The sequence below is a fragment of the Salmonella sp. SAL04213 genome (assembly GCF_046550535.1).
GTDB lineage: Bacteria > Pseudomonadota > Gammaproteobacteria > Enterobacterales > Enterobacteriaceae > Salmonella > Salmonella enterica.
On the sequence record NZ_JBGDXS010000006.1, the window covers coordinates 65693 to 91341 of the forward strand.

General features: G+C 51.8%; 23 protein-coding genes. 15 read left to right on the top strand and 8 right to left on the bottom strand.

The annotated features are described in order from the left end of the window. Positions 1 to 83 precede the first annotated feature (83 nt). Complete coding sequence (locus ACLJPQ_RS15530) at positions 84 to 1328, top strand: esterase family protein (RefSeq protein ID WP_080091268.1); 1245 nt, start codon at positions 84 to 86, stop codon at positions 1326 to 1328. A 31-nt stretch (positions 1329 to 1359) separates the two neighbouring features. Next, a complete protein-coding gene (locus ACLJPQ_RS15535; RefSeq protein WP_080185145.1) occupies positions 1360 to 2289 on the top strand; it encodes an alpha/beta hydrolase in 930 nt (309 codons plus the stop codon). Between the two features lie 41 nt (positions 2290 to 2330). On the opposite strand, the gene ACLJPQ_RS15540 is transcribed toward ACLJPQ_RS15535, so the two are convergent. From ACLJPQ_RS15540 to pipB2, 3 genes are all read right to left on the bottom strand, one after another. Next, positions 2331 to 4505, bottom strand: a complete 2175-nt coding sequence (locus tag ACLJPQ_RS15540) for a TonB-dependent siderophore receptor (RefSeq protein WP_001747679.1) — start codon at positions 4503 to 4505, stop codon at positions 2331 to 2333. Between the two features lie 519 nt (positions 4506 to 5024). Then, complete coding sequence (locus ACLJPQ_RS15545) at positions 5025 to 5357, bottom strand: hypothetical protein (protein ID WP_077248411.1); 333 nt, start codon at positions 5355 to 5357, stop codon at positions 5025 to 5027. Positions 5358 to 5531: 174 nt separating this feature from the next. Then, the gene (gene pipB2 / locus ACLJPQ_RS15550; protein WP_080185146.1) at positions 5532 to 6584 is read right to left on the bottom strand and encodes a type III secretion system effector PipB2; all 1053 of its coding nucleotides are present in this window, start codon (positions 6582 to 6584) and stop codon (positions 5532 to 5534) included. A 516-nt stretch (positions 6585 to 7100) separates the two neighbouring features. Between pipB2 and ACLJPQ_RS15555 the strand changes: the two genes are divergently transcribed. Both ACLJPQ_RS15555 and ACLJPQ_RS15560 read left to right on the top strand, forming a co-directional pair. Then, positions 7101 to 8030 carry a VirK family antimicrobial peptide resistance protein gene (locus ACLJPQ_RS15555; protein WP_023231816.1) on the top strand — a complete coding sequence of 310 codons (930 nt, stop codon included), beginning with the start codon at positions 7101 to 7103 and terminating at the stop codon, positions 8028 to 8030. Between the two features lie 293 nt (positions 8031 to 8323). Then, positions 8324 to 9220 (top strand): antimicrobial resistance protein Mig-14, encoded by an 897-nt coding sequence (locus ACLJPQ_RS15560; RefSeq protein WP_080185148.1) that lies wholly within the window; start codon positions 8324 to 8326, stop codon positions 9218 to 9220. 720 nt (positions 9221 to 9940) lie between these two features. On the opposite strand, the gene ACLJPQ_RS15565 is transcribed toward ACLJPQ_RS15560, so the two are convergent. The 3 genes from ACLJPQ_RS15565 to tctD all read right to left on the bottom strand — a co-directional run bounded on the left by ACLJPQ_RS15565 (position 9941) and on the right by tctD (position 13163). Further along, positions 9941 to 10954 carry a HoxN/HupN/NixA family nickel/cobalt transporter gene (locus ACLJPQ_RS15565; protein WP_001059351.1) on the bottom strand — a complete coding sequence of 338 codons (1014 nt, stop codon included), beginning with the start codon at positions 10952 to 10954 and terminating at the stop codon, positions 9941 to 9943. A gap of 132 nt (positions 10955 to 11086) precedes the next feature. Further along, positions 11087 to 12502 carry a sensor histidine kinase gene (locus ACLJPQ_RS15570; protein ID WP_023216131.1) on the bottom strand — a complete coding sequence of 472 codons (1416 nt, stop codon included), beginning with the start codon at positions 12500 to 12502 and terminating at the stop codon, positions 11087 to 11089. Then, positions 12489 to 13163 carry a transcriptional regulator TctD gene (gene tctD, locus ACLJPQ_RS15575; RefSeq protein ID WP_001237934.1) on the bottom strand — a complete coding sequence of 225 codons (675 nt, stop codon included), beginning with the start codon at positions 13161 to 13163 and terminating at the stop codon, positions 12489 to 12491. Before tctD ends, ACLJPQ_RS15570 begins: the two co-directional genes overlap by 14 nt. A gap of 154 nt (positions 13164 to 13317) precedes the next feature. On the opposite strand from tctD, the gene ACLJPQ_RS15580 reads away from it, so the two are divergent. From ACLJPQ_RS15580 to csiR, 9 genes are all read left to right on the top strand, one after another. After that, positions 13318 to 14295, top strand: a complete 978-nt coding sequence (locus ACLJPQ_RS15580; protein WP_000744413.1) for a Bug family tripartite tricarboxylate transporter substrate binding protein — start codon at positions 13318 to 13320, stop codon at positions 14293 to 14295. 11 nt (positions 14296 to 14306) lie between these two features. Further along, positions 14307 to 14741, top strand: a complete 435-nt coding sequence (locus tag ACLJPQ_RS15585) for a tripartite tricarboxylate transporter TctB family protein (protein ID WP_001574835.1) — start codon at positions 14307 to 14309, stop codon at positions 14739 to 14741. Positions 14742 to 14751: 10 nt separating this feature from the next. Further along, complete coding sequence (locus ACLJPQ_RS15590) at positions 14752 to 16266, top strand: tripartite tricarboxylate transporter permease (RefSeq protein WP_039518676.1); 1515 nt, start codon at positions 14752 to 14754, stop codon at positions 16264 to 16266. A gap of 302 nt (positions 16267 to 16568) precedes the next feature. Beyond that, on the top strand, positions 16569 to 17546 hold the full coding sequence (gene glaH / locus ACLJPQ_RS15595; protein ID WP_000993092.1) for a glutarate dioxygenase GlaH: 978 nt from the start codon (positions 16569 to 16571) through the stop codon (positions 17544 to 17546). A 25-nt stretch (positions 17547 to 17571) separates the two neighbouring features. Beyond that, the gene (gene lhgO / locus ACLJPQ_RS15600; protein ID WP_080185149.1) at positions 17572 to 18840 is read left to right on the top strand and encodes an L-2-hydroxyglutarate oxidase; all 1269 of its coding nucleotides are present in this window, start codon (positions 17572 to 17574) and stop codon (positions 18838 to 18840) included. 21 nt (positions 18841 to 18861) lie between these two features. After that, positions 18862 to 20310, top strand: a complete 1449-nt coding sequence (gene gabD, locus ACLJPQ_RS15605) for an NADP-dependent succinate-semialdehyde dehydrogenase (protein WP_001176529.1) — start codon at positions 18862 to 18864, stop codon at positions 20308 to 20310. 14 nt (positions 20311 to 20324) lie between these two features. After that, a complete protein-coding gene (gene gabT, locus ACLJPQ_RS15610) occupies positions 20325 to 21608 on the top strand; it encodes a 4-aminobutyrate--2-oxoglutarate transaminase (protein WP_080185150.1) in 1284 nt (427 codons plus the stop codon). A gap of 129 nt (positions 21609 to 21737) precedes the next feature. Next, positions 21738 to 23138, top strand: a complete 1401-nt coding sequence (gene gabP / locus ACLJPQ_RS15615) for a GABA permease (RefSeq protein WP_020899122.1) — start codon at positions 21738 to 21740, stop codon at positions 23136 to 23138. 41 nt (positions 23139 to 23179) lie between these two features. Then, on the top strand, positions 23180 to 23857 hold the full coding sequence (gene csiR, locus ACLJPQ_RS15620; RefSeq protein ID WP_000126152.1) for a DNA-binding transcriptional regulator CsiR: 678 nt from the start codon (positions 23180 to 23182) through the stop codon (positions 23855 to 23857). Positions 23858 to 23878: 21 nt separating this feature from the next. On the opposite strand, the gene lysM is transcribed toward csiR, so the two are convergent. Both lysM and ACLJPQ_RS15630 read right to left on the bottom strand, forming a co-directional pair. Continuing rightward, on the bottom strand, positions 23879 to 24328 hold the full coding sequence (lysM, locus tag ACLJPQ_RS15625; RefSeq protein WP_000522406.1) for a peptidoglycan-binding protein LysM: 450 nt from the start codon (positions 24326 to 24328) through the stop codon (positions 23879 to 23881). A gap of 99 nt (positions 24329 to 24427) precedes the next feature. Continuing rightward, complete coding sequence (locus ACLJPQ_RS15630; RefSeq protein WP_000508175.1) at positions 24428 to 24586, bottom strand: YqaE/Pmp3 family membrane protein; 159 nt, start codon at positions 24584 to 24586, stop codon at positions 24428 to 24430. Between the two features lie 182 nt (positions 24587 to 24768). Here ACLJPQ_RS15630 and ACLJPQ_RS15635 point away from each other — a divergent pair, with 182 nt between their 5' ends. Continuing rightward, positions 24769 to 25068, top strand: coding sequence for an ArsR/SmtB family transcription factor (locus ACLJPQ_RS15635; protein WP_001749413.1), 300 nt, complete (start codon positions 24769 to 24771; stop codon positions 25066 to 25068). A gap of 9 nt (positions 25069 to 25077) precedes the next feature. Beyond that, the gene (locus tag ACLJPQ_RS15640; RefSeq protein ID WP_000022011.1) at positions 25078 to 25605 is read left to right on the top strand and encodes a rhodanese family protein; all 528 of its coding nucleotides are present in this window, start codon (positions 25078 to 25080) and stop codon (positions 25603 to 25605) included. The last annotated feature ends 44 nt before the right edge of the window (positions 25606 to 25649 follow it).

Consider the following 25649-nt stretch of genomic DNA (forward strand, 5'->3'; position numbering starts at 1 on the left):
GAAAGCCCGCAAGCGGCTGTTCCTGTAACAGCCGCTTTAGCTATTGATACTGACCGAAATATAAATGAGATGGAATACAAAGAATGAGACTGAGCCCGCCCGTCGCTCCTGTCGCTATACAGACCGCTACGCGCCTTCGCCGTCAACTCGCCGCCGGAAGCCAGGTTGACGCTTCTCACTTCTGGCGAGAAGCAAACTCGCTCGCACTGCCGCTGGTGACAGCCATTAACGGCGCAGACGATGAACGGGAAGTCACCTTCCTGTGGCGTGCCGCCTCTCCTCTGCGGGGGGTTTATGTTCGCCTGAACCGTGTCACCGATAAAGATAACGTGGCGAAAGGTATGATGACGCAACTGCCCACAACGGATATCTGGCATCTGACGCTTCGCTTACCGGCGTCCTACTGCGGTTCCTATACGATGGTCGAAATACCACCGGAAACCCCGGACGAGACGGTATTGCAGCTTGGAAGCCGTTTCGCCTCCCTTGTCGGGAAGGCGGACCCGCTGAACAGCACGCCGGGAATAAATGTTCGGGGTAATGCGCAGGAGTCCGTTCTGGCGTTGGATCATGCCCCGGCACAGGAGGAGTGGTCAGGCTGTCGCGCTTACGCCGGGCAGCTTTTCACCTCAGAGCATCGGCTCGCCGGACAACGTCGCCGTGTGCGGCTGTATCTTCCTGACGTTCCTGTCGTACAACCGCTGGGCTTACTGGTACTAACGGATGGCGAGATCTGGTTCGACCATCTTGGGGTAAGCGCCGCCATTGACGCCGCCATCCGCAGCGGACGCATCGCGCCGGTGGCCGTACTCGGCATTGATAACATCAACGCGCGTGAACGCGTCGCAATCCTCGGCGGTCGCCGCGAGCTGGTGCTCGACATTGCCGAACGCCTGCTGCCAACCCTTCGCGCCAAATACCCGGAACGACAGTGGGCGGACCGTACACAAACGGTGCTGGCTGGGCAAAGCCTCGGCGGCGTGACCGCGCTGATGGCGGCCCGCCACGCGCCAGAGAGCTTCGGCCTGGTACTGAGCCACTCCCCCTCAATGTGGTGGACGCCGGACAACCGCAATCGCCCGGGCCATTTCAGCGCAGAAGAGCGCTCATGGGTCAGCGAACATGTGTTATCCGCGCCCTCGCCAGCCGTACGTACGCATCTGTGCGTGGGATCGCTGGAAGGTTCGACGGTCCCGCAGGTCAAACAGTTGCATGAAAAATTGCGCGCCGCCGGCGTTGAAAGCCATTGCAGCGTGTACACCGGCGGTCACGATTATGCCTGGTGGCGCGGCGCGCTGATTGACGGATTACGTCTACTGCCCCGATAAAACTTCACCTGCCAAAAAGGAATCACATCCGATGTATGGTCGCCAGTACCACAACAAGTGCTATCGCATGGCGCTATTTTTAGTGAGTTTTTGTTTTAGCGCGCTGAGTTATGCGCAGCCGGATATGCAGCCATTAGGACCGAATATTGCTGATAAAGGTTCGGGATATTACCATTTTAGGGTCAATGACTTTCAATCTGCCGATGGCGCAAGACATTACCGGGTATGGACCGCTACTCCCAATAAAGCCGCCCCGCCGTCGGGTTATCCTGTCTTATATATGCTGGACGGCAACGCAGTGATGGACAGACTGCCGGAGACGCTGCTCAAACAGCTGGCAGACCACTCGCCGCCGGTGATTGTGGCGATTGGCTATCAGACTAACCTGCCGTTTGATCTTAACGGCAGAGCTTATGACTATACGCCGGCGCCGGGAATCGAAGGCAGTGAAAATAACCCGCGTTTTCATCGTAAGACCGGCGGCGGGCCAGCGTTCCGCCAGCTACTGGAGAGACATATCGCGCCGCAGGTGGAACAAGGAATAACCATCAACCCCGAACGGCGCGGGGTATGGGGACATTCTTATGGCGGCCTGTTCGTTTTAGACTCCTGGCTGTCGTCATCCTTCTTTCATATCTATTACAGCGCCAGCCCGTCACTCAGCAGGGATAACTTTGCCCTGTTGAATCGCCTTACGACAGTGAAGCCGTCGCTGTTCTGCCATAAAAAACTCATCATAATGGAAGGTTCAGCGTCGAATGGGGATAGCAGGCAACGCCAGATGGCCGAGCTCCTGCAAAAAGTTCAGGAGACCGTGAGAACGCTTGAGAACAACGGCGTTAACGCGGCCCTGCAGCATTACCCGGGCCTGGGCCACGGGCCCATGTTTAACGCCTCTTTTCGCAGTGCATTGCTGGATATCAGTCGCGAACCGGCAAGCCAAAAACCACGCTGCCATTAACCCGCCGCCAGAATATGCCCGCCAGCGGCGGGCATAATCCATCAAAACGAGGCCGTCACACCGGCATAATAAGCCCGACCCGGTTCGTTATAGGTATTTGCCCCTTCGGCGGAGCGATAGATCTGTTTATCGAAGATATTGCTGATACCGACATTAAGACGCAGATTCTTGTTGATATCGTAATTAACGTTAGCGCCGACCAGTGAGTAAGCCCCCAGCGCTTTCCCGGACAATCCTTTGGTCTCTTCACTACGCGACTCCGCATGTGTTCGCGGTTTTTGCTTGCCGTATAACGTCCAGTTGACGTTAGCGGAGAGCGCGCTGGTAATAGTCCAGTCGAGGAAGGTATTCACCGTATATTTCGGGATTATCGATAAGGGATTGCCGGTATCTTTTTGCTCAGAAGCGATCATATAAGTCGCATTGGTATTCCAGTTCAGACGGTCCGGCATCAGCGGAACAGCCATGCTGGCTTCAATACCTTCAATCAGCGCTTTACCGCCGTTCTGCCATTGCAATACATAAGCGCCAGATGCGCTTCTGCCAATAATTTTATCACCTGCGACAATCTTATTCTGATAATCGTTACGGAAATACGTGACGCTTGCGTGGTAATCGTCTACGGTAAATTCCAGCCCAATCTCTTTATTAATGCTAATTTCAGGATCGAGGTTCTTATTACCGACCAGGTAACAGCCGCCCGACGTAATATCTTTTGGACAACCGTTTCCTTTCGAATAGAGTAAATACCCCTCACTGGTTTGATACAAGTTCGGTGCCTTAAAGGCACGGGCAATACCGGCTTTCACCTTGACGTATTCACCTAACTCCTGGGAAAGGTTAAGACTGGGACTAAAATTACTCCCGGATTCGCTCAAATAGTCAAAACGCAGACCCGGAATAATATTGGTACCGGCCATGGGTTCGATATTATCTTCAACGTACAGCGCACTGATTTCCGATTTATTTTTGCTGCTACGGTTAGCCGCCGAACCGGATATCCCGGCGATATTGCTATCCTTAACCGTCAGACTGGTAGAGGAAGGATCGTTCAGTTCATCGCGGTTCCACTCCGCGCCGACGGTGAGCGTTTGCTCAAATAGCCATATCACCGGGACATTCACCTCGCCGCTGGTGCGATACGAGGTCAGGCGGTTAGTGGTGAACGTCTGGTCGTTGGTAATACGCCCCTCGCCGCCGCCGGAGAGCCCCTCATTCATGCGGGTATTATCGGTTTTTTCATAGTAGAACCCCAGGCGGCTTTGCCCCCAGTCCCAGATGCCGTTATGAGTTAGACCGTAATTCTGCCGGTACAGGCGATTGGTCTCCCGCCCAGACTGCGCGAGACTTTTGGTAACCGCGTTTGAAGTACTGTTTTGCGTATCGCCGGCATAGATATTCCCCTGCCGACTGTATCCCGCTTCAAAATCAAGGATTTGCTGCGGGGTCATTTTCCATGAGAAGACGCTATTAATATCTTTATTGGTGACCCCCTCCCGTCCGGCGGCATTCTTGGTACCGGCGGAGGAGTTAATATCCCAGCTGTCGGCATCGGTTCTGTTGAGATTACCGTACAGGCGCATCGTCAACGTATCTCCAGCCAACGGGCCGCTAAGGCTAAAGTTACCCCGCCGGGTGTCACCTTCTTTGCTGCTTTCCGGCTGGTTGGTATAGAGCGACAGCGAGCCGTGCCAGTCATTAGTGGGGCGTTTGGTGATGATATTCACCACCCCGCCTGCGGCACCGGAGCCATAGCGCGCGGCGGCGGGCCCACGGATCACTTCAATACGTTCTACCATCTCCGGCGGTACCCAGTTTGTATCGCCACGGGTGTCGCGTTCTCCGCGCCAGCTATAGCGAACCGAATTTCGCGACGTCACCGGCACGCCGTCAATCAGCACTAAGGTATTTTCCGGCCCCATACCACGAATATCAATTTGTCGGTTATTTCCGCGCGTCCCCGAGGCGCTATTGCCGGTAAGATTAACCCCAGGCATCTTACGAATAATATCGGCAAGATCGTTAACGGGAGGATTCTTTTGAATATCGTCACGAGTAATAATCGAAACGCCCGGCTGCTGCTTTAATACTTGCTCGGCGGTGGATTCAACCACCATCGTTTCGCCGTTGTCGTCTGTAGATTCTGCTGCTGATAATGGACTATTAACCCCTGTAGAAACCACGGTTATTAACCAGATGAACTTCTTAACTCTCATACCCATTCCCTAAATAATGTCTAAAGTAGCGCTGTTGCCCTCAAGCTCACATCCTTGCCAGGTTACGTCTATATAGTAATTATTATCATATGCTAATGATAATAATTATCATTCAATTAAGAAAAAGGCAATCTTTCGACCGCAAAAATCTGGTAATAAGAAAACGGAAATGGGATTTTGCAATATGACTCTCTGTCCGGGCTCCGCTTTGCCAGTAAATCCGGGAAGGGGGGCAGAATGCGCCTACTGAACGAAGGTTTTACAAAACAGGAATAGAGGAAATTAATTATTTTTCAAAGCATTAATGATAATAAACACCCAGATAAGATGGTATAGCGCGGTTCAGGGTTCACCGCCGCTTCCCTGCCGACGGCGAACCGTTCTTACAGTTTGCCGTCAGGGTAATGGCGGGATCGGATACGATTGTAGTCATTCGATATATGACAATGAAAGTGATGTTGGCGCCAAAATACAAAGCGCCTGGTAATATTTATCAGGCGCTTTGCAGACTGAAAACCATTAAACATCGGTTTCTCGTTCTCCAGGAACTACTGGAAAATATGGCAACCCACAGTTAGTGGATTTTACTGTCGGGTCTTGCCAGGGATGTTGTGTTACCCCCAGGTCTTTTAAAAGACCTCGTAACAGCACTAACTCACTGGGTGTCATTTTTTGCTTTGGTTCACCCTCCTTAGGTGGACGAATATCCTCCTGACTAGTACATGTAACACAATAACCTTTTAACTCTATCCACTTAGGCTTAGGGGGGGCCTTAGGATCGGGAGGCGTCGGACTGGCAACGCATGAACAGGCACTTATACATCCAGGCATAACGTTTTCCTTTTCAAACAATTCGCTTTAGTTGGAAGTTCTACTTGAGAAAATAGAAATAGTTATTCAGATATTTTTACCGTCGCATACTCCTGTAATAATAAAAGATACTGTAAATAATTAACTCTCGGCTACTATTCAGTAGCAGATAGTTATTCTTACATTTCTTTTATTTCAGATTCACGTCAAAAAGGGCTAAATATTTTCACTATAAAATTCGTTAAAGAGTGTTTGTGTACTTGTAGACATTCTGGCGTCTTCGGTACGCAAATCGGTTAGTGTACAATCTTTAAAACAGGTATTATTTAAATTAGCCTCAGCCAAATCAGCCCTGTCCAGGTTCGTAGAAATGAAACTAGCCTTTCGCAGGTTTGCCCGGGTTAAGATAGCGCCTTCCATATCAGCAGCCATTATAGTAGCACTCTGTAATGTCGCACCGCTCATATCAGCACGTATTAGGGTTGCGCCTGAAATATTAGCGTGATCCATATTTGCACCGGAGCAAAGACATTCTACCATGCTACAGCCTAACAGACTTGTGTATTGTAAATTGGCGCCAGTAAGATTAGCGCGATCGAGGGTAGCGCCACACATAATACTATGTTCCAGACAGGCGTTCATTAAATTACTGTCGCCTAATGATGCTCCCGATAGATTTGCACCCTTAAAATTTGCACCGTCACAATCCGCCATAAACAGTACTGCCCCCCCTAAATCTGCGTCGCTTAGGTCTGCGCCACATAAATTTTCTGCCGTCAGATTTGCTCCGGTAAGGACAGCGCCTTTAAGATTCATGCCTCCCTGGGCAGTTAACATTACAGAATCCTGAGGGAGAGAAAATTCGTATCTGAATAGTAAAACTCGACATATTTTTTCAAAAGAGACAAGCGGAATTTCTCTCGTCTCAGAATGGTCGCCTTTACTGACTCGTACAATAACTTGTCCAGCTTCGTTATTCTCACCAGGAAGATTAAATTCGACACGAAACCCGCCCATATCCTCCAGTATAATGTTTTCTGGCAACGGAGCACCTCTGTCAGACATTGAACTTTTCAATGTATCAGCCATAGTGTCTATCAATTCCTGATACTGTGCTTCATTTTTCCGACGCACCCCACCACAGGTAAAAAAGTTAATGATATATTCCAGAATGGTTTTGGGAGAGGTGGCTTGCCGCATAGCAGCAGAAGTCCCCGCGCCAAAAGCAGATGTAGCCATACCAGCCAGACTATCGAGTGAACGCTGCATAATATTTTCTCCCAGAGATAGCAACATGGTACATGATAAAATTTATCATATAGATTTGCATTTAGAGATAAGGTGAATACCCCCTTTGCGTCTGGTTACATAATAACGTATCACGACGCTTTGCTGTCTGGCTTACACAATACCAGCTAAATAAATATATTGGCTTATACTCGTCATACCAAGTTGCATGTGCTGCGGCTGCGTTCCCTCCCCCCAGTCACTTACTTTAGTAAGCTCCTGGGGATTCACTCGCTTGCCGCCTTCCTGCAACTCGAATTATTTAGAGTATAAACATTATTTAAAATAATAAACACGGCATTCGTTTTAATACTACGTTCAGGACTCATCCCACTCATTAGCAGAAAATCTATTAAAAAGCGTGTTCAGGCGTTTTATTGCTGCCATTGATAAACTGTTTAACAACGTCGTCTGTACAGGCCTTCTTCGTTGCCTTTACGTTTAACTCAATCAGGCTACCGTCTCGGTTATAAGTCTATCGAGTAGTAGGGACGTAGTATGACGATGCAGCAAAGTGATATGGAAAGATATAATCCATTATTAATGTTAAAAGAAGTCATGGCGCAGACGCCTTATCGCCATAAACGCTGGGGAGAGCGTAAGTTTCGCTATAAATTTGTATTACGTTGCCTTATTAACCCCGTAACGACAATTAAATACTTCAATGAATTATGCCATCTGTCTCAGCCCAGAACGCTGATCATTCATCGTCCCCTATTGCCGGCAAAAATCCAGCGGCCCTATTTGTATACCGGGCTTAGCATACGTTGCCGGGCAAGAGCTATTCTGGAACACTACCAGTTCGTTCAGTCCTTTCCGGAAAGTAAAATTAAAAAGATCCTTCTGTCCGAGGAACAAATCTTACTCGCTCACCTGGAAGGAAAAAACGGTGCTCTGGTAGATATCTACTGCGGTCCCTGTGGCTATGACAGGGAAGGTGAACTGACATTAACGCTGTGCTTCAATGATACGCCGTTGGCACGTTTATCATTTTCCTTTATCCGTCATGAAGGGAAGCAAATAGCGCTGGTTGCCGGGTTACAAGGGCCCAGTAAACATGTCGGCCCACAAGTCATACGTAACGCCACCAAAGATTGTTACGGTCTCTTTCCTAAACGGATGCTGTATGAAGCATTTGCAACATTGATGCAGGCCTGTAATGTCGACGAGATTTATGCGGTAAGTGAAAACAACCATGTTTATCGTCAACTCAGGTACTTATTCCAGAAGAAAAAAACTTTTGTGGCCAGCTATAGTGAATTCTGGGAGTCGCTAAACGGCGTTAAGAAAGGTGCCTTATATCATCTGCCATCACAGGTGATGCGTAAAGCGCCTGAAAGTATCCCCAGCAAAAAACGCGCAGAGTATCGGAAACGCTATCATATTCTGGATACAATAATACAAGAGGTTAACAGCCTCTCCCGGTAGAACTATTTCATACGCGGATGTGCAGATCCTGCTACCGTTCAGCGGATCTCTTTGAAATCTGTATCGCTACTGGATGGTTAAATACAGAATGGCTTGCGAGTGAAAAGCGCGGCATTAAACCGTCGCTTTCACTCATGCTATGATCAACATCTTAATCTTATTCCCTTCACCATAACGTCATCGATTAGCATGTTAACTATTAAATACAAGCTAAACATTTTTCACATTTTTATTTGGTTAAGCAAAAAAATAATACAAAATAGAATTTTCAGTAAGCTAAGTCAGGAGTTTTGGTGAAAATACAAGAAGTTAAGCGTATATTAACCCGCTGGCAGCCGTCTTCCTTTACCCTATACCGGGAGGTGTTTACGCAATACGGCGGTAGTATCAATATGCACCCAGATATTGTGGATTATTTTATGAAGCGCCATAACTGGCATTTTAAATTCTTCCACTATAAAGAAGACGATAAGATTAAAGGCGCCTACTTTATCTGTAATGATCAAAATATTGGCATCCTGACGCGCAGAACCTTCCCGCTATCGTCAGATGAAATACTTATTCCGATGGCACCAGATTTACGCTGCTTCTTACCCGATCGTACTAACCGGCTTTCGGCGTTGCATCAGCCACAAATACGCAATGCCATATGGAAACTCACCAGAAAAAAACAAAATTGTCTGGTCAAAGAAACGTTCTCTTCTAAGTTTGAAAAAAGACGCCGTAATGAATATCAGCAATTTCTTAAAAAAGGCGGTAGTGTAAAAAGCGTTGCTGATTGTTCTTCTGATGAACTGACTCATATTTTTATCGAGTTATTTCAGTCTCGTTTCGGCAATACTTCATCCTGCTATCCCGCTGATAACCTTGCCAACTTTTTTAGTCAACTGCATCACCTTCTGTTTGGGCATATTCTTTATATTGAAGGGATACCCTGTGCATTTGATATCGTACTGAAATCTGAAAGCCAGATGAACGTCTACTTTGACGTATCTAATGGTGCAATTAAAAATGAGTGCAGGCCACTCAGTCCCGGCAGCATACTAATGTGGCTAAATATTAGCCGCGCCAGAAATTACTGCCAGGAAAGACAAAAAAAATTACTTTTTTCCATCGGCATACTAAAGCCTGAATGGGAATATAAGCGCATGTGGTCGACCCCCTATTTTACCGGGAAATCGATTTGCTAAAAAGAAAGCCTGGACGTAAATATGTTTTTTACGTCCAGATTTTTCATAAATCCTGATGAACTGATAAAAAACGAAATTTAATCAGAATTTAAAAAATAAGTTAACCACCATATAATCATAATGACAATTACTCGAAATTCACTTACACTATACTCGGTTTTATGGAATTGATTAACACGGTATGTTACAGATAACGTGCTAAAAAGCGTGCAGCGGTTATACATTTTCATATGTGTGTGTCATTAACCTGGCGTCAGGAACAGATGATGATGACAACTACCCTTTTATCTCTTCTGGCCTGGCATACCGTCAGTAGATTAAAGGTGTAGCCTTGCTTTATGGCATTACAAAAATGTGGGTGAGGTCTATGCTCAATGTATACGTTATTTGTAACAACGCTCTTGTGCATAAACAATACGTTATTGCCAACAGCACTGAACGGGTACAGTGGTTCTTGCTGACAACAGGCTTAAAGATCGTCTTAACACGGGATACCTGATAACTGGATTATATTATGACACATGCAGACTGGCTGATTCTTGGGTATACAACTGTTATTATTATTTTTGGTATTGTATGTTATATCGGATTGCTTAAATTGATAACGAAAGGCAAGCATGAAAAATAACGCACTTACCGGGAAGAATATACTCTCAGGAGATAAAATGCTTCGGCAATGATATGACACCACTGCCGAAATGCTATTTTTACAGAAATCAATCAGGTATTGAGGGTGATTTTATCATAGCCGCGCCAGCGATAATTCAACAACGAGAGCAGCCAGAATAGCACAAAAGCGCCCACTACCCAGAAGCCCACATTCCCCATATGATCGTTAAGCGTGCTTACGGTCTGCCAAAATGTTCCGCTTAACTGTAACGCATCATCAATCAACCCCAGCGCCTCAAGCCCGCCAATCGCCAGCGCGACAATGACGGATGCGGCGGTAATGGTCATATTATAATAAAGCTTACGTAATGGATGCGAGAAAGCCCAACCGTAAGCGCCGACCATGACAAAGTTATCCAGGGAATCCACCAGCGCCATCCCGGCGGTAAACAGCACAGGAAAAATCATCATTGACCAGAGAGATAGCCCCTGGTTAGCTGCTGAAGCGGAAATGCCCAGCAATCCAACCTCGGTTGCGGTATCAAATCCCAGACCAAACAGAAAACCGACAAAATACATATGCCAACTGGAAGTGACCAAACGAAACGTACGCTGAAATATACGCGTCATCAGCCCGCCAGGTATGGCCTCGTCATGCGCCCTCACTGACTCGCCGCGGGTAACCGAGCGAAATTGCCGCCAGACGTTGAACAAAATAAACAGGTTAAGCAGGGCCATCGCCAGCAGAAAAAAAGCGGAAACAGCCGTACCAATCAACGAACCATATTGATGTAAAACATCAATACGATCGCGAAATGCCATCGACGTCACAACAATCGCCAGACATGCCAGAACGACAATGGTCGAATGACCTAATGAAAAAAACGCCCCCACGCCTAAAGGCGTTTTACCCTGCTGCATCAGTTTACGGGTGACGGTATCGATGGCTGCGATATGATCGGCATCAACCGCATGACGCAGCCCAAAGCTATACGCCAGTATGGCTGCGCTTAGCATGACTGCATGGTGATGAAAAACACAGAACGCCCAAATCCAGGCCAGGATGTTAACCCCGACAAGAAAGACGGTTAATGCTATTCCCCGTCGTTTAGTATGATTATTCATGCCCCTGCACCCACTATATTTTTAATTAACGCTACGGTTTGCAGGGGGAATGTATGATCATTTGATTAAAACGTCACACCTCAAGATGCGACTTTTTGTAAACGTGCTTTACCGCTGACACATTTGTGCGCATTACTGCGGAACAAGGCTTAAAAAGCGTATCCGAACGTATAACCCTCCCAACGCTTCACTACGGGAAAAATGGGGATGAGTACGGTGCAGGCGTGCGATATCATTGACCAAAGCCAGACCAATACCCGCCCCGGCCACATTTCCTACGTTATCGAGCCGGTGGAACGGCTGTAGCGCCAGATGGATATGTTCATCATCAATGCCGGGGCCGCTATCTTCGACAACCAGCGTCACAGCATCGCCATCCCGTTCAAGCCGCGCGGTGACGATGCCTTGCTCAGGCGTGTATTTCAGCGCATTATCCAGCAAGTTTCCGCACAGCTCGCTAAGCAGTACCTCATCCCCCTCGATCCACATCGCTTCCTGTTCGCCTTCGTAGCCCAGGTCGATATGTTTACTCCGTGCCTGCGCCAGGCGGGTAAAACAGCCGCTCTGTACGATACCGTACAGATTCACCGGGGAAAAACGCCGCTCGCCCTGCTCTTTATGCTTTACCGCAGAAAGTTGCAACAATCTTTCCGTGAGCTGAATGGTGCTATCCAGCGTTACGCTCATCGCCTGCAGACTTTCGTACCAGTGATGAGGGTGCTGGCTGGCTAACGCCACCGCCGCCTGCGTTTTTAACACCGCCAGCGGCGTTTTTAACTGGTGAGAAGCATCGGCGCTAAAGCGTTCCTGCCGGGAGAGGATGCCGCGGAGCCTGTCAATGTAGCGATTAAACGCCACGATTAACAAGCGTGTTTCCGACCACGGCAGCAGTTCCGGCAGCGGCGTTAACAGACCCGGTTCGCGGCGTACCATTAATGACGAAAGTTGACGCATAGGGCGCAGGATCCGGCGTAATAACCAGCCAACCAGCACCAGGGTCAGCAACACCAGCAGCCCCTGTGAGATCCAGGAAGAGAACAGCAGTTGGCCCGCCAGATAACGACGGGACTGCAGCGTTTCTGCGACATAAATCTCCGCCATGCCGATAATGCCGCCTTCGTTGACCGGCTGTAGCAAACGCGCCACGCGGATCGCCTCGCCGCGATACTCGGTATGATAGAACCACGCCAGCGCCGGATAAAGCCGGGTACGGGGCGTAGCGGGCGGCATGGCGGGCAGATCGTCATAACCGGAAATGACCTTTCCGGAAGGGTCGACGACTTTGTAATAGAGTCGATCATTCATATTAAGCTCGAAGCTATCCAGCACCACCCAGGGCACGTTAACTTCCAGATGGTTATTGCGCACCACCAGCCGTTCCGATACCGTTCGCGCCGAGGAGAGCAACGTACGGTCATAAGCCTGAGTGGCGGCCTGTAGCGCATTGACATAACTGTTAAACGCCGACAGCCCCCATAGCAGAATCAGCGGCAACCCCAGGAACAGCAAGAGTTGCAGGTACAACGATTGCGGCTTAACCCACTTCATCGCCGCGCTCCAGCACATAACCCAGGCCGCGCAGCGTCGTAATTCGTACATCGCTTCCCTGGAGTTTTTTACGCAGTCGATGAATATAAAGTTCGATGCTTTCAGGGCTTACCTCATCGTTCAGGCTGAACACCTGTTCAAAAAGCTGCTGACGCGAAACCGGCCGCGTTCGTCGGTACATCAATACGGTTAAGAGCGCCTGCTCACGCGGCGTCAGCGCTAACGGCTGTCCCTGTAACAGAAAATACCCTTCATCATGAAAGATCAATTCCCCCAGTTGCTGAACTTCATGAACCTGCCCAGCGCTGCGTCGGAGCAAGGCCCGTAAACGAGCATCCAGCTCTTCCAGTTCAAAGGGTTTCGGCAGATAGTCATCGGCGCCGACGTTGAGACCTTTTACGCGATCCGCCACCGCGCTTCGCGCCGTGAGCAGCAAAACGGGCAAGGTCTGACCGCGTTTACGCAGCCGTTGCACCACCTCCAGTCCATCCATTCCCGGCATATTGATATCCAGTACCGCCAGCGCGTACATTTCACTGTGCAGAAGATGGTCAGCCGCCAGGCCGTCAAATACGCAGTCCACGGCAAAGCCGTTTTGCACCAGCGCTTTCTCCAGCCAGTGAGCCAGCTCACGGTTATCTTCCGCCAATAAGAGACGCATATCACATCCTGTAAAGTTTCTGCCGCATTGAAAGGGAATTGAAAGGTTATTGTTTTAACAATCACGCAACCGAACTGCTACATGTCGGCTCACATAATCACAAAAATCTTCTTCCGAACCTGAAAAATCCGGACGTCCGGCGTGAGGATAAAAAATGAAAAAACAATTACTTCGTACCCTTACTGCAAGCATTTTATTAATGAGTACCTCTGTTCTGGCGCAGGAGGCGCCGTCGCGAACGGAATGTATCGCACCAGCCAAACCTGGCGGCGGTTTCGACCTTACCTGTAAGCTGATTCAGGTGAGTTTGCTGGAGACTGGCGCTATCGAGAAACCCATGCGGGTAACGTATATGCCCGGCGGCGTCGGCGCTGTGGCCTATAACGCGATAGTCGCCCAACGCCCTGGCGAACCCGGGACTGTGGTCGCCTTTTCCGGCGGTTCGCTGCTCAACCTGTCGCAGGGGAAATTTGGTCGCTACGGCGTGGATGATGTGCGTTGGCTGGCAAGCGTGGGCACTGATTACGGCATGATCGCCGTGCGTGCGGATTCCCCGTGGAAGACGCTGAAAGATCTGATGACGGCGATGGAAAAAGATCCCAACAGCGTGGTCATTGGCGCTGGCGCCTCTATTGGCAGCCAGGACTGGATGAAGTCGGCGTTGCTGGCGCAAAAGGCGAACGTCGACCCGCACAAGATGCGCTATGTTGCCTTTGAGGGCGGCGGCGAGCCGGTGACGGCATTAATGGGCAACCATGTTCAGGTTGTCTCCGGCGATCTCAGTGAAATGGTGCCTTATCTGGGCGGCGACAAAATCCGCGTGCTTGCCGTCTTTTCAGAAAATCGTCTGCCGGGCCAGCTTGCCAATATCCCTACCGCTAAAGAACAGGGCTACGACCTGGTGTGGCCGATTATTCGCGGCTTCTACGTCGGGCCCAAAGTCAGCGATGCCGATTACCAGTGGTGGGTGGATACCTTCAAGAAGCTCCAGCAAACCGACGAGTTTAAAAAGCAGCGCGATCTGCGCGGCCTGTTTGAGTTCGACATGACCGGCCAGCAGCTCGATGACTACGTGAAAAAACAGGTTACTGATTACCGTGAACAGGCGAAAGCCTTCGGACTCGCGAAATAATCGCGGAGGCAATGATGAGCGATCGTATCTTTGCGGGTATCTGGCTGTTGCTCTGTATCGCCGGGCTATTCATCGCCTGGCAGATCCAAAGCGAATACAGCTATGAACCCGTCGGCCCCCGCCCTTTTCCGCTGGGGATTATCGGCCTGATGGCGCTCTGCGCGCTGGCGCTGTTATTGCGCCATCCCGACACGGTTAGCTGGCCGCGCCGCCATGTTCTGCAAAAGCTAATTACCATGATCATCATCCTGTTGATGTATGCCTGGGGATTCGAATGGCTGGGTTTTCCCATCGCCACCGCGCTTCTCACCATGGTTATCGGGATGCTGTTCGGCGCCACGATTCCGGCGGCGGGTATCTCCGGCGCGGTATTAGGCATTCTGCTGTGGTATGCCTTTGACCGGCTGCTTGATGTCACCTTACCTCTCGGCGCCTGGCTGAGTTAACGGAGCAACGATGGATACCTGGATATATCTTTCTCAGGGCTTTGCGGTGGCGATGACGCCGGAAAACCTGGTTATCGCGTTGATTGGCTGCTTCGTGGGCACGATCGTCGGTCTGCTGCCGGGCCTGGGACCGATCAACGGCGTGGCAATCTTACTGCCGCTGGCCTTTGCGTTGCATCTGCCTGCGGAGTCGGCGCTAATTCTGCTGGCGACGGTGTACATTGGCTGTGAGTATGGCGGCAGGATCTCCTCCATATTGCTCAACGTCCCCGGCGATGCGGCGGCGATCATGACGGCGCTGGACGGTTACCCAATGGCGCAGCAAGGGAAAGGCGGCGTAGCGCTGTCGATTTCCGCAGTCAGCTCATTTTTCGGTTCATTAATCGCTATCGGCGGCATCATTCTGTTCGCCCCTTTACTGGCGCAATGGTCGCTGGCCTTCGGTCCGGCGGAATATTTCGCCTTAATGGTTTTTGCCATCGCCTGTCTTGGCAGCATGATGGCGCAAAATCCGCTTAAATCATTTCTGGCAGCGCTGATCGGTCTTGGCCTTGCGACCGTCGGCGTGGACGCCAACACCGGGGTTTATCGCTTTACCTTTGACAGCGTTCATCTTTCCGACGGCGTACAGTTTATCGTCGTGGTGATCGGCCTGTTCTCGGTATCAGAAATACTTTTAATGCTGGAACATACCAGCAGCGGGCAAACAATGGTCCGCAAAACGGGTCGAATGTTGTTCAACCTGAAAGAAGGCGCGCAGTGTATCGGCACCACCCTGCGTTCTTCGGTAATCGGCTTTTTTGTCGGCGTATTGCCCGGCGCCGGGGCGACCATCGCCAGCGCCATTACCTATATGACCGAGAAAAAACTCAGCGGCAACAGCGATAGCTTCGGCAAAGGGGATATTCGCGGCGTCGCGGCGCCGGAGGCGGCAAACAACGCCTCTGCCTGCGGCTCCTTCATCCCGATGCTGACGCTGGGCGTTCCCGGTTCCGGCACTACGGCAGTGATGATGGGGGCGCTGACGCTGTACAACATCACGCCAGGCCCGGCGATGTTCACCGAACAGCCGGATATCGTCTGGGGACTCATCGCTGCGCTGCTGATTGCGAACGTGATGCTGCTGATCATGAATATCCCGTTGATCGGTCTGTTCACCCGTATGCTCACCATTCCGCTGTGGTTCCTGGTACCCGCCATCGCTGCCGTATCGGCGGTAGGGGTGTATGCGGTACACAGCACCACCTTCGATCTGGTGCTGATGGTCGCGCTCGGCGTGTTAGGGTACATTTTACGTAAAATGCACTTCCCCATGTCGCCGCTGATCCTGGGATTCGTACTGGGGGAAATGCTGGAGCAAAACCTGCGTCGCGCACTCTCCATCAGTAACGGCAATATGGCGATTTTGTGGCAAAGCGGCGTTGCCAAAGCCCTGCTGATCATGGCGATCATGGTCATTGTCGTACCGCCAGTGTTACGTCTGATCCGTAAACACAGCCGTAAACCGCAGGTTAACGCCGGTTAATTGACTGCTGAAATACGTTGTACTTGTCCGGCCTACGCGCTCATGTGCCAGGCCGGGCAACCCCGCCAGCATCACTCTTTCCATAACTCGCTCATTTTACACCCCTTCTTGCCGTTGTCAGGCTCGTGGCGCCGTTAACCTCCCCCTTCGCATTGTTAAATATTTGTTGTTTTTGATCACAATAATTAAACAAAAGCGGTTATTTCATACGCGTTCCTGGAAAATGTCGATATTTTTAATTTATGGCTACGAAATGAGCATCGCCATGTCTCCCTGACCATCTACCGAGAGGAATGATTCTGATGAATGCACTGACTGCCGTAAAAGCGAACACAGATGATTTAGCCCAACGCCATACTGGTTTCATCCTTGCCCCTTCGGCGCAGTCGCCGCGCCTGCTGGCGTTAACGTTTACGGCGGATACCACAAGACAATTTCTCCATCAGGTTGCGCAGTGGCCGGTGCAGGCGCTGGAATACAAATCTTTCTTACGTTTCAAAATCGGCAAGATCCTCGACGATCTGTGCGGCAATCAGCTACAACCGCTGTTGATCAAAACGCTCCTCAACCGTGCACAAGGCGCGCTGTTGATCAGCGCCGAAGGGATCGATGATGTCGCACAGGCAGAAGAGATGGTCAAACTGGCGACGGCGGTGGCGCATCTTATTGGTCGCTCCAACTACGATGCGATGAGCGGCCAGTATTACGCGCGTTTCGTGGTCAAAAACGTCGACAACTCCGACAGTTATCTGCGCCAGCCCCACCGCGTAATGGAACTGCACAATGACGGCACCTATGTTGAGGAGGTGACCGACTACGTGCTGATGATGAAAATCGACGAACAAAATATGGAAGGCGGTAATTCGCTGCTGCTGCACCTTGATGACTGGGAACATCTGGAGTCGTTTTTTACCCATCCGCTGGCGCGTCGCGTCATGCGCTGGGCGGCGCCGCCAAGCAAGAATGTTAGCCATGACGTCTGGCACCCGGTGTTTGATGTCGACCAACAAGGCCGCCCGGTCATGCGTTATATCGACCAGTTCGTCCAGCCAAAAGACTTTGAAGAAGGCGTCTGGCTCAGCGAGCTTTCAGACGCGCTGGAAACCAGTCAAAACATCCTCTCCGTGCCGGTACCGGTCGGCAAATTCCTGCTGATTAACAATCTGTTCTGGCTACATGGACGCGATCGTTTTACGCCGCATCCTGACTTGCGTCGCGAGCTGATGCGCCAGCGAGGTTACTTCGCCTACGCCGCCAGCCATTATCAAACTCACCAATAAGCGCCACGGCGAAGGAATTACGCGGATGTATGATTTTGTGATTATCGGCGGCGGCATTATCGGCATGTCGACCGCCATGCAACTTATTGATGTCTACCCGGATGCGCGCATCGCGTTGCTGGAAAAAGAGTCCGCGCCAGCCTGCCACCAGACCGGGCATAACAGCGGCGTGATCCATGCCGGGGTGTACTACACGCCCGGCAGCCTCAAAGCGCGGTTTTGTCTGGCGGGCAATCAGGCGACCAAAACCTTTTGCGATCAAAACAACATCCGCTACGACACCTGCGGCAAAATGTTGGTCGCCACCTCGGAGCTGGAAATGGCGCGGATGCGCGCGCTATGGGAGCGGACGGTGGCCAACGGCTTAGAGCGCGAGTGGTTAAGCGCGGCGGAGCTGCGTGAACGCGAACCCAATATCATTGGCCTGGGCGGGATTTTTGTCCCTTCCAGCGGGATTGTCAGCTATCGCGATGTCGCGACGGCCATGGCGAACCGCTTTCAGGCCAAAGGCGGCGAGATCATCTACCATGCCGAGGTCAGCGCGCTGACAGAACATGCCGCTGGCGTTGTCATTCGCACCTCGCAAGGTCGGGAAATCGAAACCGCTACGCTTATCGGCTGTGCAGGACTGATGGCGGATCGGCTGGTCAAAATGCTGGGCGTGGAGCCCGGTTTTATTATCTGCCCTTTCCGCGGCGAGTACTTTCGTCTGGCCCCGCGGCACAACCGGATCGTTAACCATTTGATCTACCCGATCCCCGATCCGGCAATGCCGTTTCTCGGCGTCCATCTTACCCGCATGATCGATGGCAGCGTTACGGTCGGGCCGAATGCGGTGCTGGCGCTTAAACGCGAAGGCTACCGTAAGCGCGATGTTTCCTTCACCGACACCCTGGAGATTTTCCGCTCCGCCGGCATTCGCCGCGTACTGCAAAACCATCTGCTTTCCGGACTGGGCGAGATGAAAAACTCGCTGTGCAAAAGCGGCTATTTGCGGCGAGTACAAAAGTATTGCCCCAGCCTGACCGTCAACGATCTCCAGCCCTGGCCGGCAGGCGTGCGGGCGCAGGCGGTTTCACCGGACGGCAAACTGATTGATGATTTTCTGTTTGTCACGACGCCGCGTTCCATTCACACCTGTAACGCCCCCTCCCCGGCGGCGACATCCGCGATACCTATCGGCGCGCATATCGTCAGTAAAGTTCAGGCGCTACGCGCAAGCCAGAGCAACCCCGGACGTACGCTGCGTGCGGCACGCAGCGTGGACGCACTACACGCCGCATTTACCCGTTAACCCTTCAGACAGGAAGCAATTATGCAACTTAACGACTCTACCCTGTTCCGCCAGCAGGCCTTTATCGATGGCGACTGGCGCGACGCGCGCGGCGGCGATGTCATCCCCGTGAGCAACCCCGCCAACGGGAAACCGCTCGGCAATGTGCCCAAAATGGGGGCGGAAGAGACGCGCGACGCCATCAACGCCGCCAATCGCGCCCTGCCCGCCTGGCGCGCGCTCACCGCCAAAGAGCGAGCCAATATCCTGCGTCGCTGGTTCAATCTGATGATGGAACATCAGGACGATTTGGCGCGTCTGATGACGCTGGAACAGGGTAAACCGCTGGCGGAAGCGAAAGGCGAAATTAGCTACGCCGCCTCGTTTATTGAATGGTTCGCCGAAGAGGGGAAGCGTATCTATGGCGACACGATTCCAGGTCATCAGGCCGATAAACGGCTGCTGGTGATTAAACAGCCCATCGGCGTCACCGCCGCGATTACCCCGTGGAACTTTCCCTCGGCAATGATCACCCGTAAAGCCGGCCCCGCGCTGGCCGCAGGCTGCACAATGGTACTCAAACCCGCCAGCCAGACGCCGTTTTCCGCGCTGGCGCTGGCGGAACTGGCCCAGCGCGCCGGAATTCCCGCAGGCGTATTTAACGTCGTTACCGGTTCGGCAGGCGATATCGGCGGCGAGCTGACCAGCAACCCGCTGGTACGCAAACTGTCGTTTACCGGCTCGACGGAGATTGGCCGCCAGCTAATGGAACAATGCGCCAAAGACATTAAAAAAGTGTCGCTGGAGTTGGGCGGCAATGCGCCGTTTATCGTCTTTGACGATGCCGATCTGGATAAAGCCGTCGAAGGCGCGCTGGCTTCGAAGTTTCGCAACGCCGGGCAGACCTGTGTCTGCGCCAATAGATTGTATGTTCAGGACGGAGTTTACGATCGTTTTGCGGAAAAACTCAACCAGGCGGTAAATAAGCTCGCGGTCGGCGACGGCCTGCAAGCCGACGTCGCTATCGGGCCGCTGATTGATGAAAAAGCCGTGGCGAAAGTCCAGGAGCATATCGCCGACGCGCTGGAAAAAGGCGCCCGCGTCATTACGGGCGGTGAAGCGCACAAATTGGGCGGCAACTTCTTTCAACCGACCATTCTGGCGGATGTTCCTGATAACGCGAAAGTCGCCAAAGAAGAGACATTCGGGCCGCTCGCGCCTCTGTTCCGCTTCAGCGACGAGGCGGATGTCATCAGGCAGGCTAACGATACCGAGTTCGGCCTGGCAGCCTATTTTTATGCACGCGATTTAAGCCGCGTTTTCCGCGTCGGCGAAGCGCTGGAATACGGCATCGTCGGTATTAATACCGGCATTATCTCCAACGAAGTCGCGCCTTTCGGCGGTATTAAGGCCTCCGGATTAGGCCGTGAAGGTTCCAAATACGGCATCGAAGATTATTTAGAAATCAAATATATGTGCATCGGCCTTTAACAGGAGAGTCGCTAATGAATACCAATAACGCTTTAATGCAGCGCCGCCATAACGCCGTTCCTCGCGGCGTGGGGCAGATTCACCCGATTTTCGCCGAGCGGGCGGAAAATTGTCGGGTCTGGGATGTCGAAGGCCGTGAGTATCTCGATTTCGCGGGCGGCATTGCCGTCCTGAACACCGGTCATTTACATCCGGGCATTGTTTCAGCGGTGGAAGCGCAGTTGAAGAAATTGTCGCATACCTGTTTTCAGGTGCTGGCCTATGAACCGTACCTGGCGTTGTGCGAACGCATGAACCAGAAGGTACCGGGCGATTTCGCCAAAAAAACGTTGCTGGTCACGACCGGTTCAGAAGCGGTTGAAAACGCGGTGAAAATCGCCCGCGCGGCGACAAAACGCAGCGGCGCTATCGCGTTTAGCGGCGCTTACCACGGTCGTACCCACTACACGCTCTCTCTGACCGGGAAAGTACACCCGTACTCTGCTGGTATGGGATTGATGCCAGGCCATGTCTACCGCGCGCTTTATCCTTGCCCGCTACACAACATCAGCGACGACGACGCCATCGCCAGCATTGAGCGCATCTTTAAAAATGATGCCGCGCCGGAAGATATCGCCGCCATTATTATTGAGCCGGTACAGGGCGAAGGCGGATTTTACGCCGCCTCTCCCGCGTTTATGCAGCGACTGCGCGCGCTATGCGACCAACACGGCATTATGTTGATTGCCGACGAAGTGCAAAGCGGCGCGGGCCGGACCGGTACGCTGTTCGCCATGGAACAGATGGGCGTTGCGGCAGATATTACCACGTTTGCGAAATCGATCGCCGGCGGCTTTCCGCTGGCAGGCGTTACCGGCCGGGCAGACGTGATGGACGCTATCGCGCCGGGCGGGCTGGGCGGCACCTATGCCGGAAACCCGATTGCCTGCGCCGCCGCGCTGGCGGTACTGGACATTTTCGAGCAGGAAACTCTACTGCAAAAGGCAAATACGCTTGGCAAAACGCTGCGCGATGGCCTGATGGAGATAGCGGAAACGCACCGTGAGATTGGCGACGTGCGCGGACTGGGCGCCATGATCGCCATTGAGTTGTTTGAAAATGGCGACCCCGGCAAACCGAACGCGACTCTGACCGCCGACATTGTGGCCCGCGCCCGCGAGAAAGGGTTAATTCTGCTCTCCTGCGGTCCTTACTACAACATCTTGCGCATCCTCGTTCCACTCACTATTGAGGCCTCGCAGATTCGGCAAGGCCTGGAGATTATCGCCCAGTGCTTTGATGAGGCGAAACAAGCGTAATGTCCAATAAGCAGCGTCGGATGGCGACGTAACTGTCTTATCCGGCCTACAAAAACCGTTTCGATTGTAGGCCGAATAAGCCAGGCGCCATCCGGTAAACGAGCGCAATAACAATAAAGAGGTTTTAGGATGGGGCAATTGTCAGAATCACATGCATTAGGGGGCGGGCTGAAATCACGCCACGTCACCATGTTATCGATCGCCGGCGTCATCGGCGCCAGCCTGTTTGTCGGTTCCAGCGTGGCGATTGCGGAGGCCGGCCCTGCGGTACTGCTGGCCTATCTGTTCGCAGGACTTTTAGTCGTCATGATAATGCGAATGCTGGCTGAAATGGCCGTCGCCACGCCGGATACCGGTTCTTTTTCCACCTATGCGGATAAAGCGATCGGCCCCTGGGCCGGGTATACCATCGGCTGGTTATACTGGTGGTTTTGGGTGCTGGTTATTCCGCTGGAGGCCAATATTGCCGCCATTATTCTGAATTCATGGATACCAGGTATTCCGGTGTGGCTATTTTCATTAGTGATTACGCTTGCCTTAACCGGAAGCAATTTATTGAGCGTCAAAAATTACGGCGAATTCGAATTCTGGCTGGCGCTATGTAAAGTAATTGCCATTCTGGCGTTTATCGCGCTGGGCGCGGCGGCGATTAGCGGTTTTTATCCGTATGCCGAGGTAAGCGGTATCTCCCGGCTCTGGGATCACGGCGGTTTTATGCCTAACGGCTTCGGCGCTGTGTTAAGCGCCATGTTGATCACCATGTTCTCTTTTATGGGCGCGGAAATCGTCACTATTGCTGCCGCGGAATCCGATACGCCGGATAAACATATTGTACGCGCCACCAATTCTGTTATCTGGCGAATTTCCATCTTTTACCTGTGTTCCATTTTTGTGGTGGTGGCGCTGATCCCGTGGAATATGCCGGGTCTGAAAAGCGTAGGTTCGTACCGCTCGGTACTGGAGCTGCTTCATATTCCGCACGCAAAATTCATTATGGACTGCGTGATTTTGTTGTCGGTGACCAGTTGTCTGAACTCCGCATTATATACCGCCTCCCGGATGCTCTATTCCCTTAGCCGCCGCGGCGATGCGCCTGCGATAATGGGAAAAACTAACCGTAGCAAAACGCCCTGGGTAGCGGTTCTCCTCTCTACCGGCGCGGCCTTTTTAACCGTTATCGTCAATTATTACGCCCCGGCAAAAGTGTTTAAATTTCTTATCGACAGTTCTGGCGCCATCGCGCTGCTGGTCTATCTGGTGATTGCGATTTCGCAATTGCGGATGCGTAAAATTCTGCTGGCGCAGGGCGGAGAAATTAAGCTGAAAATGTGGCTTTATCCGTGGCTCACCTGGCTGGTTATCGGCTTTATCTGCTTTGTCCTGGTGGTGATGCTGTTTCGACCAGCACAGCAACTAGAAGTCATTTCGACGGGGCTGTTAGGGCTGGGCATAATAGGTACTGTCCCCATTATGTCTCGCTGGAAAAAACTGATAAGGTGGCAAAAAGCCCCCCTGCAAAACCTACGTTAGTTATTCCCGGCGTCAGCCGGGAAGCTTCTCAGGAGTAAAAGATGACCGCCCTTTCCCAACCGACGGCCATAGATGGCTATCGCTGGCTTAAAAATGACATTATTCGCGGCACTTATCAGCCGGATGAGAAACTGCGGATGAGTTTATTAACCGCCCGCTATGCGCTCGGCGTAGGGCCGCTGCGTGAGGCGCTGTCGCAACTGGTGGCGGAACGGCTGGTCACCGTGGTGAATCAAAAAGGCTATCGCGTGGCGTCCATGTCAGAGGCGGAACTCCTCGATATTTTTGACGCGCGCGCCAATATGGAAGCGATGCTGGTACGCCTGGCGATTGAACGCGGCGATGATGCGTGGGAGGCAGAGATCCTGGCGCGAGCGCATATGCTCAGTAAACTGGAAGCCAGCGATGCCAGTGAACATATGCTCGATGAATGGGATCAGCGCCACCAGGCGTTCCATTCCGCCATTGTCGCCGGGTGCGGCTCCCACTATCTGCTACAGATGCGCGAACGCTTATTTGACCTGGCGGCCCGCTACCGCTTTATTTGGTTACGTGAAACCGTTCTGTCCGTCGAGATGCTGGAAGATAAACATATCCAGCATCACACGCTAACCGAAGCGATACTGGCGCGCGAGGCGGCACGCGCCAGCGAATTAATGCGTCAGCATTTGCTGACGCCGATTCCCATTATTCGCCAGGCGATGGCAGGAAAAATGTAGCCTGGCGCGGCCTGATAGCCATTATTCTTCAGGAATACGCAACACTTGTCCCGGATATATTTTTTCCGGGCTTTTCAGCATTGGTTTATTTGCCTCGAAGATTTTATTATACAGATTGGCGTTACCATACACTTGCTTTGAAATAGCGCTCAGGGTGTCGCCTGATTTTACGGTATAAAACTGACTTTCAGCCGCTGGCGTCGTGGTTTTAACCTGATCGTCAACGCTGCTAATCCCGGCGATATTCCCCACGGCAACCAGAATTTTTTCTTTTGCCTCCTGACTCAGCCCATCACCCGTCACTGTCGCTTTTCCATCAGCAATTTGCACATTCACTTTGTCAGCGTCGGGTATTCCCGTTTTATTTAAATGTTCCTGGACTTTTTTCGCCTGATCGTCCTTATCATGATTAGCGGTTACCGCGTCCCAGAGTTTTTCACCTGCATCTTTTACAAAATTGAAAAGTCCCATATTCACCTCGCTTGTCAAAAATACACACAAAGAAAAGTGTAGCAGAGGGAATGAGGTTATCCTGATAAGCGGCGCTTATGCGCCGCCGGTGGCCGGTAATTAATGACGCATCTGAACCCAAAATGCGTGGATAAGCCCCGGAATATATCCGAGTAATGTCAGCAGGATATTAAGGATAAATGCCCAACCGAACCCTTTTCCTAAAAGTACGCCGAGCGGAGGCAAAATAATCGTAAATACAATTCTCCAGAAACCCATATACACTCCATACAAGCAAAATTAGTCGTTGTTTAAAAAGAGATTTTATCTCTAAGCATAGTCAGTTTACCTGAGCCTGCCAGTCACGCGCCGCGCTTTTACCCTCCTTTACGCTCTTTACGCTGGCATTAGGTTGACGTTTATTTTAGAATTAACTAAATTTAGAAAATGCTTAAATAACTATGACAGAGCTTGAACAACTTCAGTCCAGCGCAGAACAGGCGGCGGCCCTGCTCAAAGCGATGAGCCACCCAAAAAGATTACTGATTTTATGTATGCTTTGCGGTTCGCCAAAAACCAGCGCAGGCGAACTGGCGCGCATTACCGGGCTAAGCCCCTCCGCGACGTCGCAACATCTGGCGCGGATGCGGGAAGAAGGGCTGATTGATAGTCAACGCGATGCCCAGCGCATTCACTATTTCATTAAAAATGAGGCGGTTAATACGATTATCGCCACGTTAAAGAATCTCTATTGTCCATAAGGAGGCACGATGTCCATTGGGATAGTTTCCCCCCGTGAGGCGCAAGCGCTGATAGCGCAAGGCGCGAAACTGATTGATGTGCGCGACGCCGATGAATATCTGCGCGAGCATATTCCACATGCGCAACTGGCGCCGCTTTCCCGGCTTGAACAGGGCGATTTGCCCGCCAACCTGCGAGCGGAACAGATTATTTTTCACTGTCAGTCAGGTAAACGAACCAGCAGCAATGCAGCAAAACTACAGGCCATTGCCGCCCCTGCTCAGGTCAGTCTACTGGAAGGCGGCATCGACGGATGGAAAGCGGCAGGATTGCCCGTCACAGAAGACAAATCGCAACCGTTGCCGCTGATGCGTCAGGTGCAAATCGCCGCCGGCGGGTTGACGTTGCTTGGGGTGATTCTTGGCTATACGGTCCACGGCGGCTTTTTCCTCATTAGTGGTTTTGTCGGGGCCGGGTTAATGCTGGCAGGCATGACCGGCTTCTGCGGAATGGCGCGACTACTGGAAAAAATGCCCTGGAATACCCGTACTCATTAAGCGGTACCTTCACCGCGCGTCGGTAGGTGTGTAGTAGACTGAAG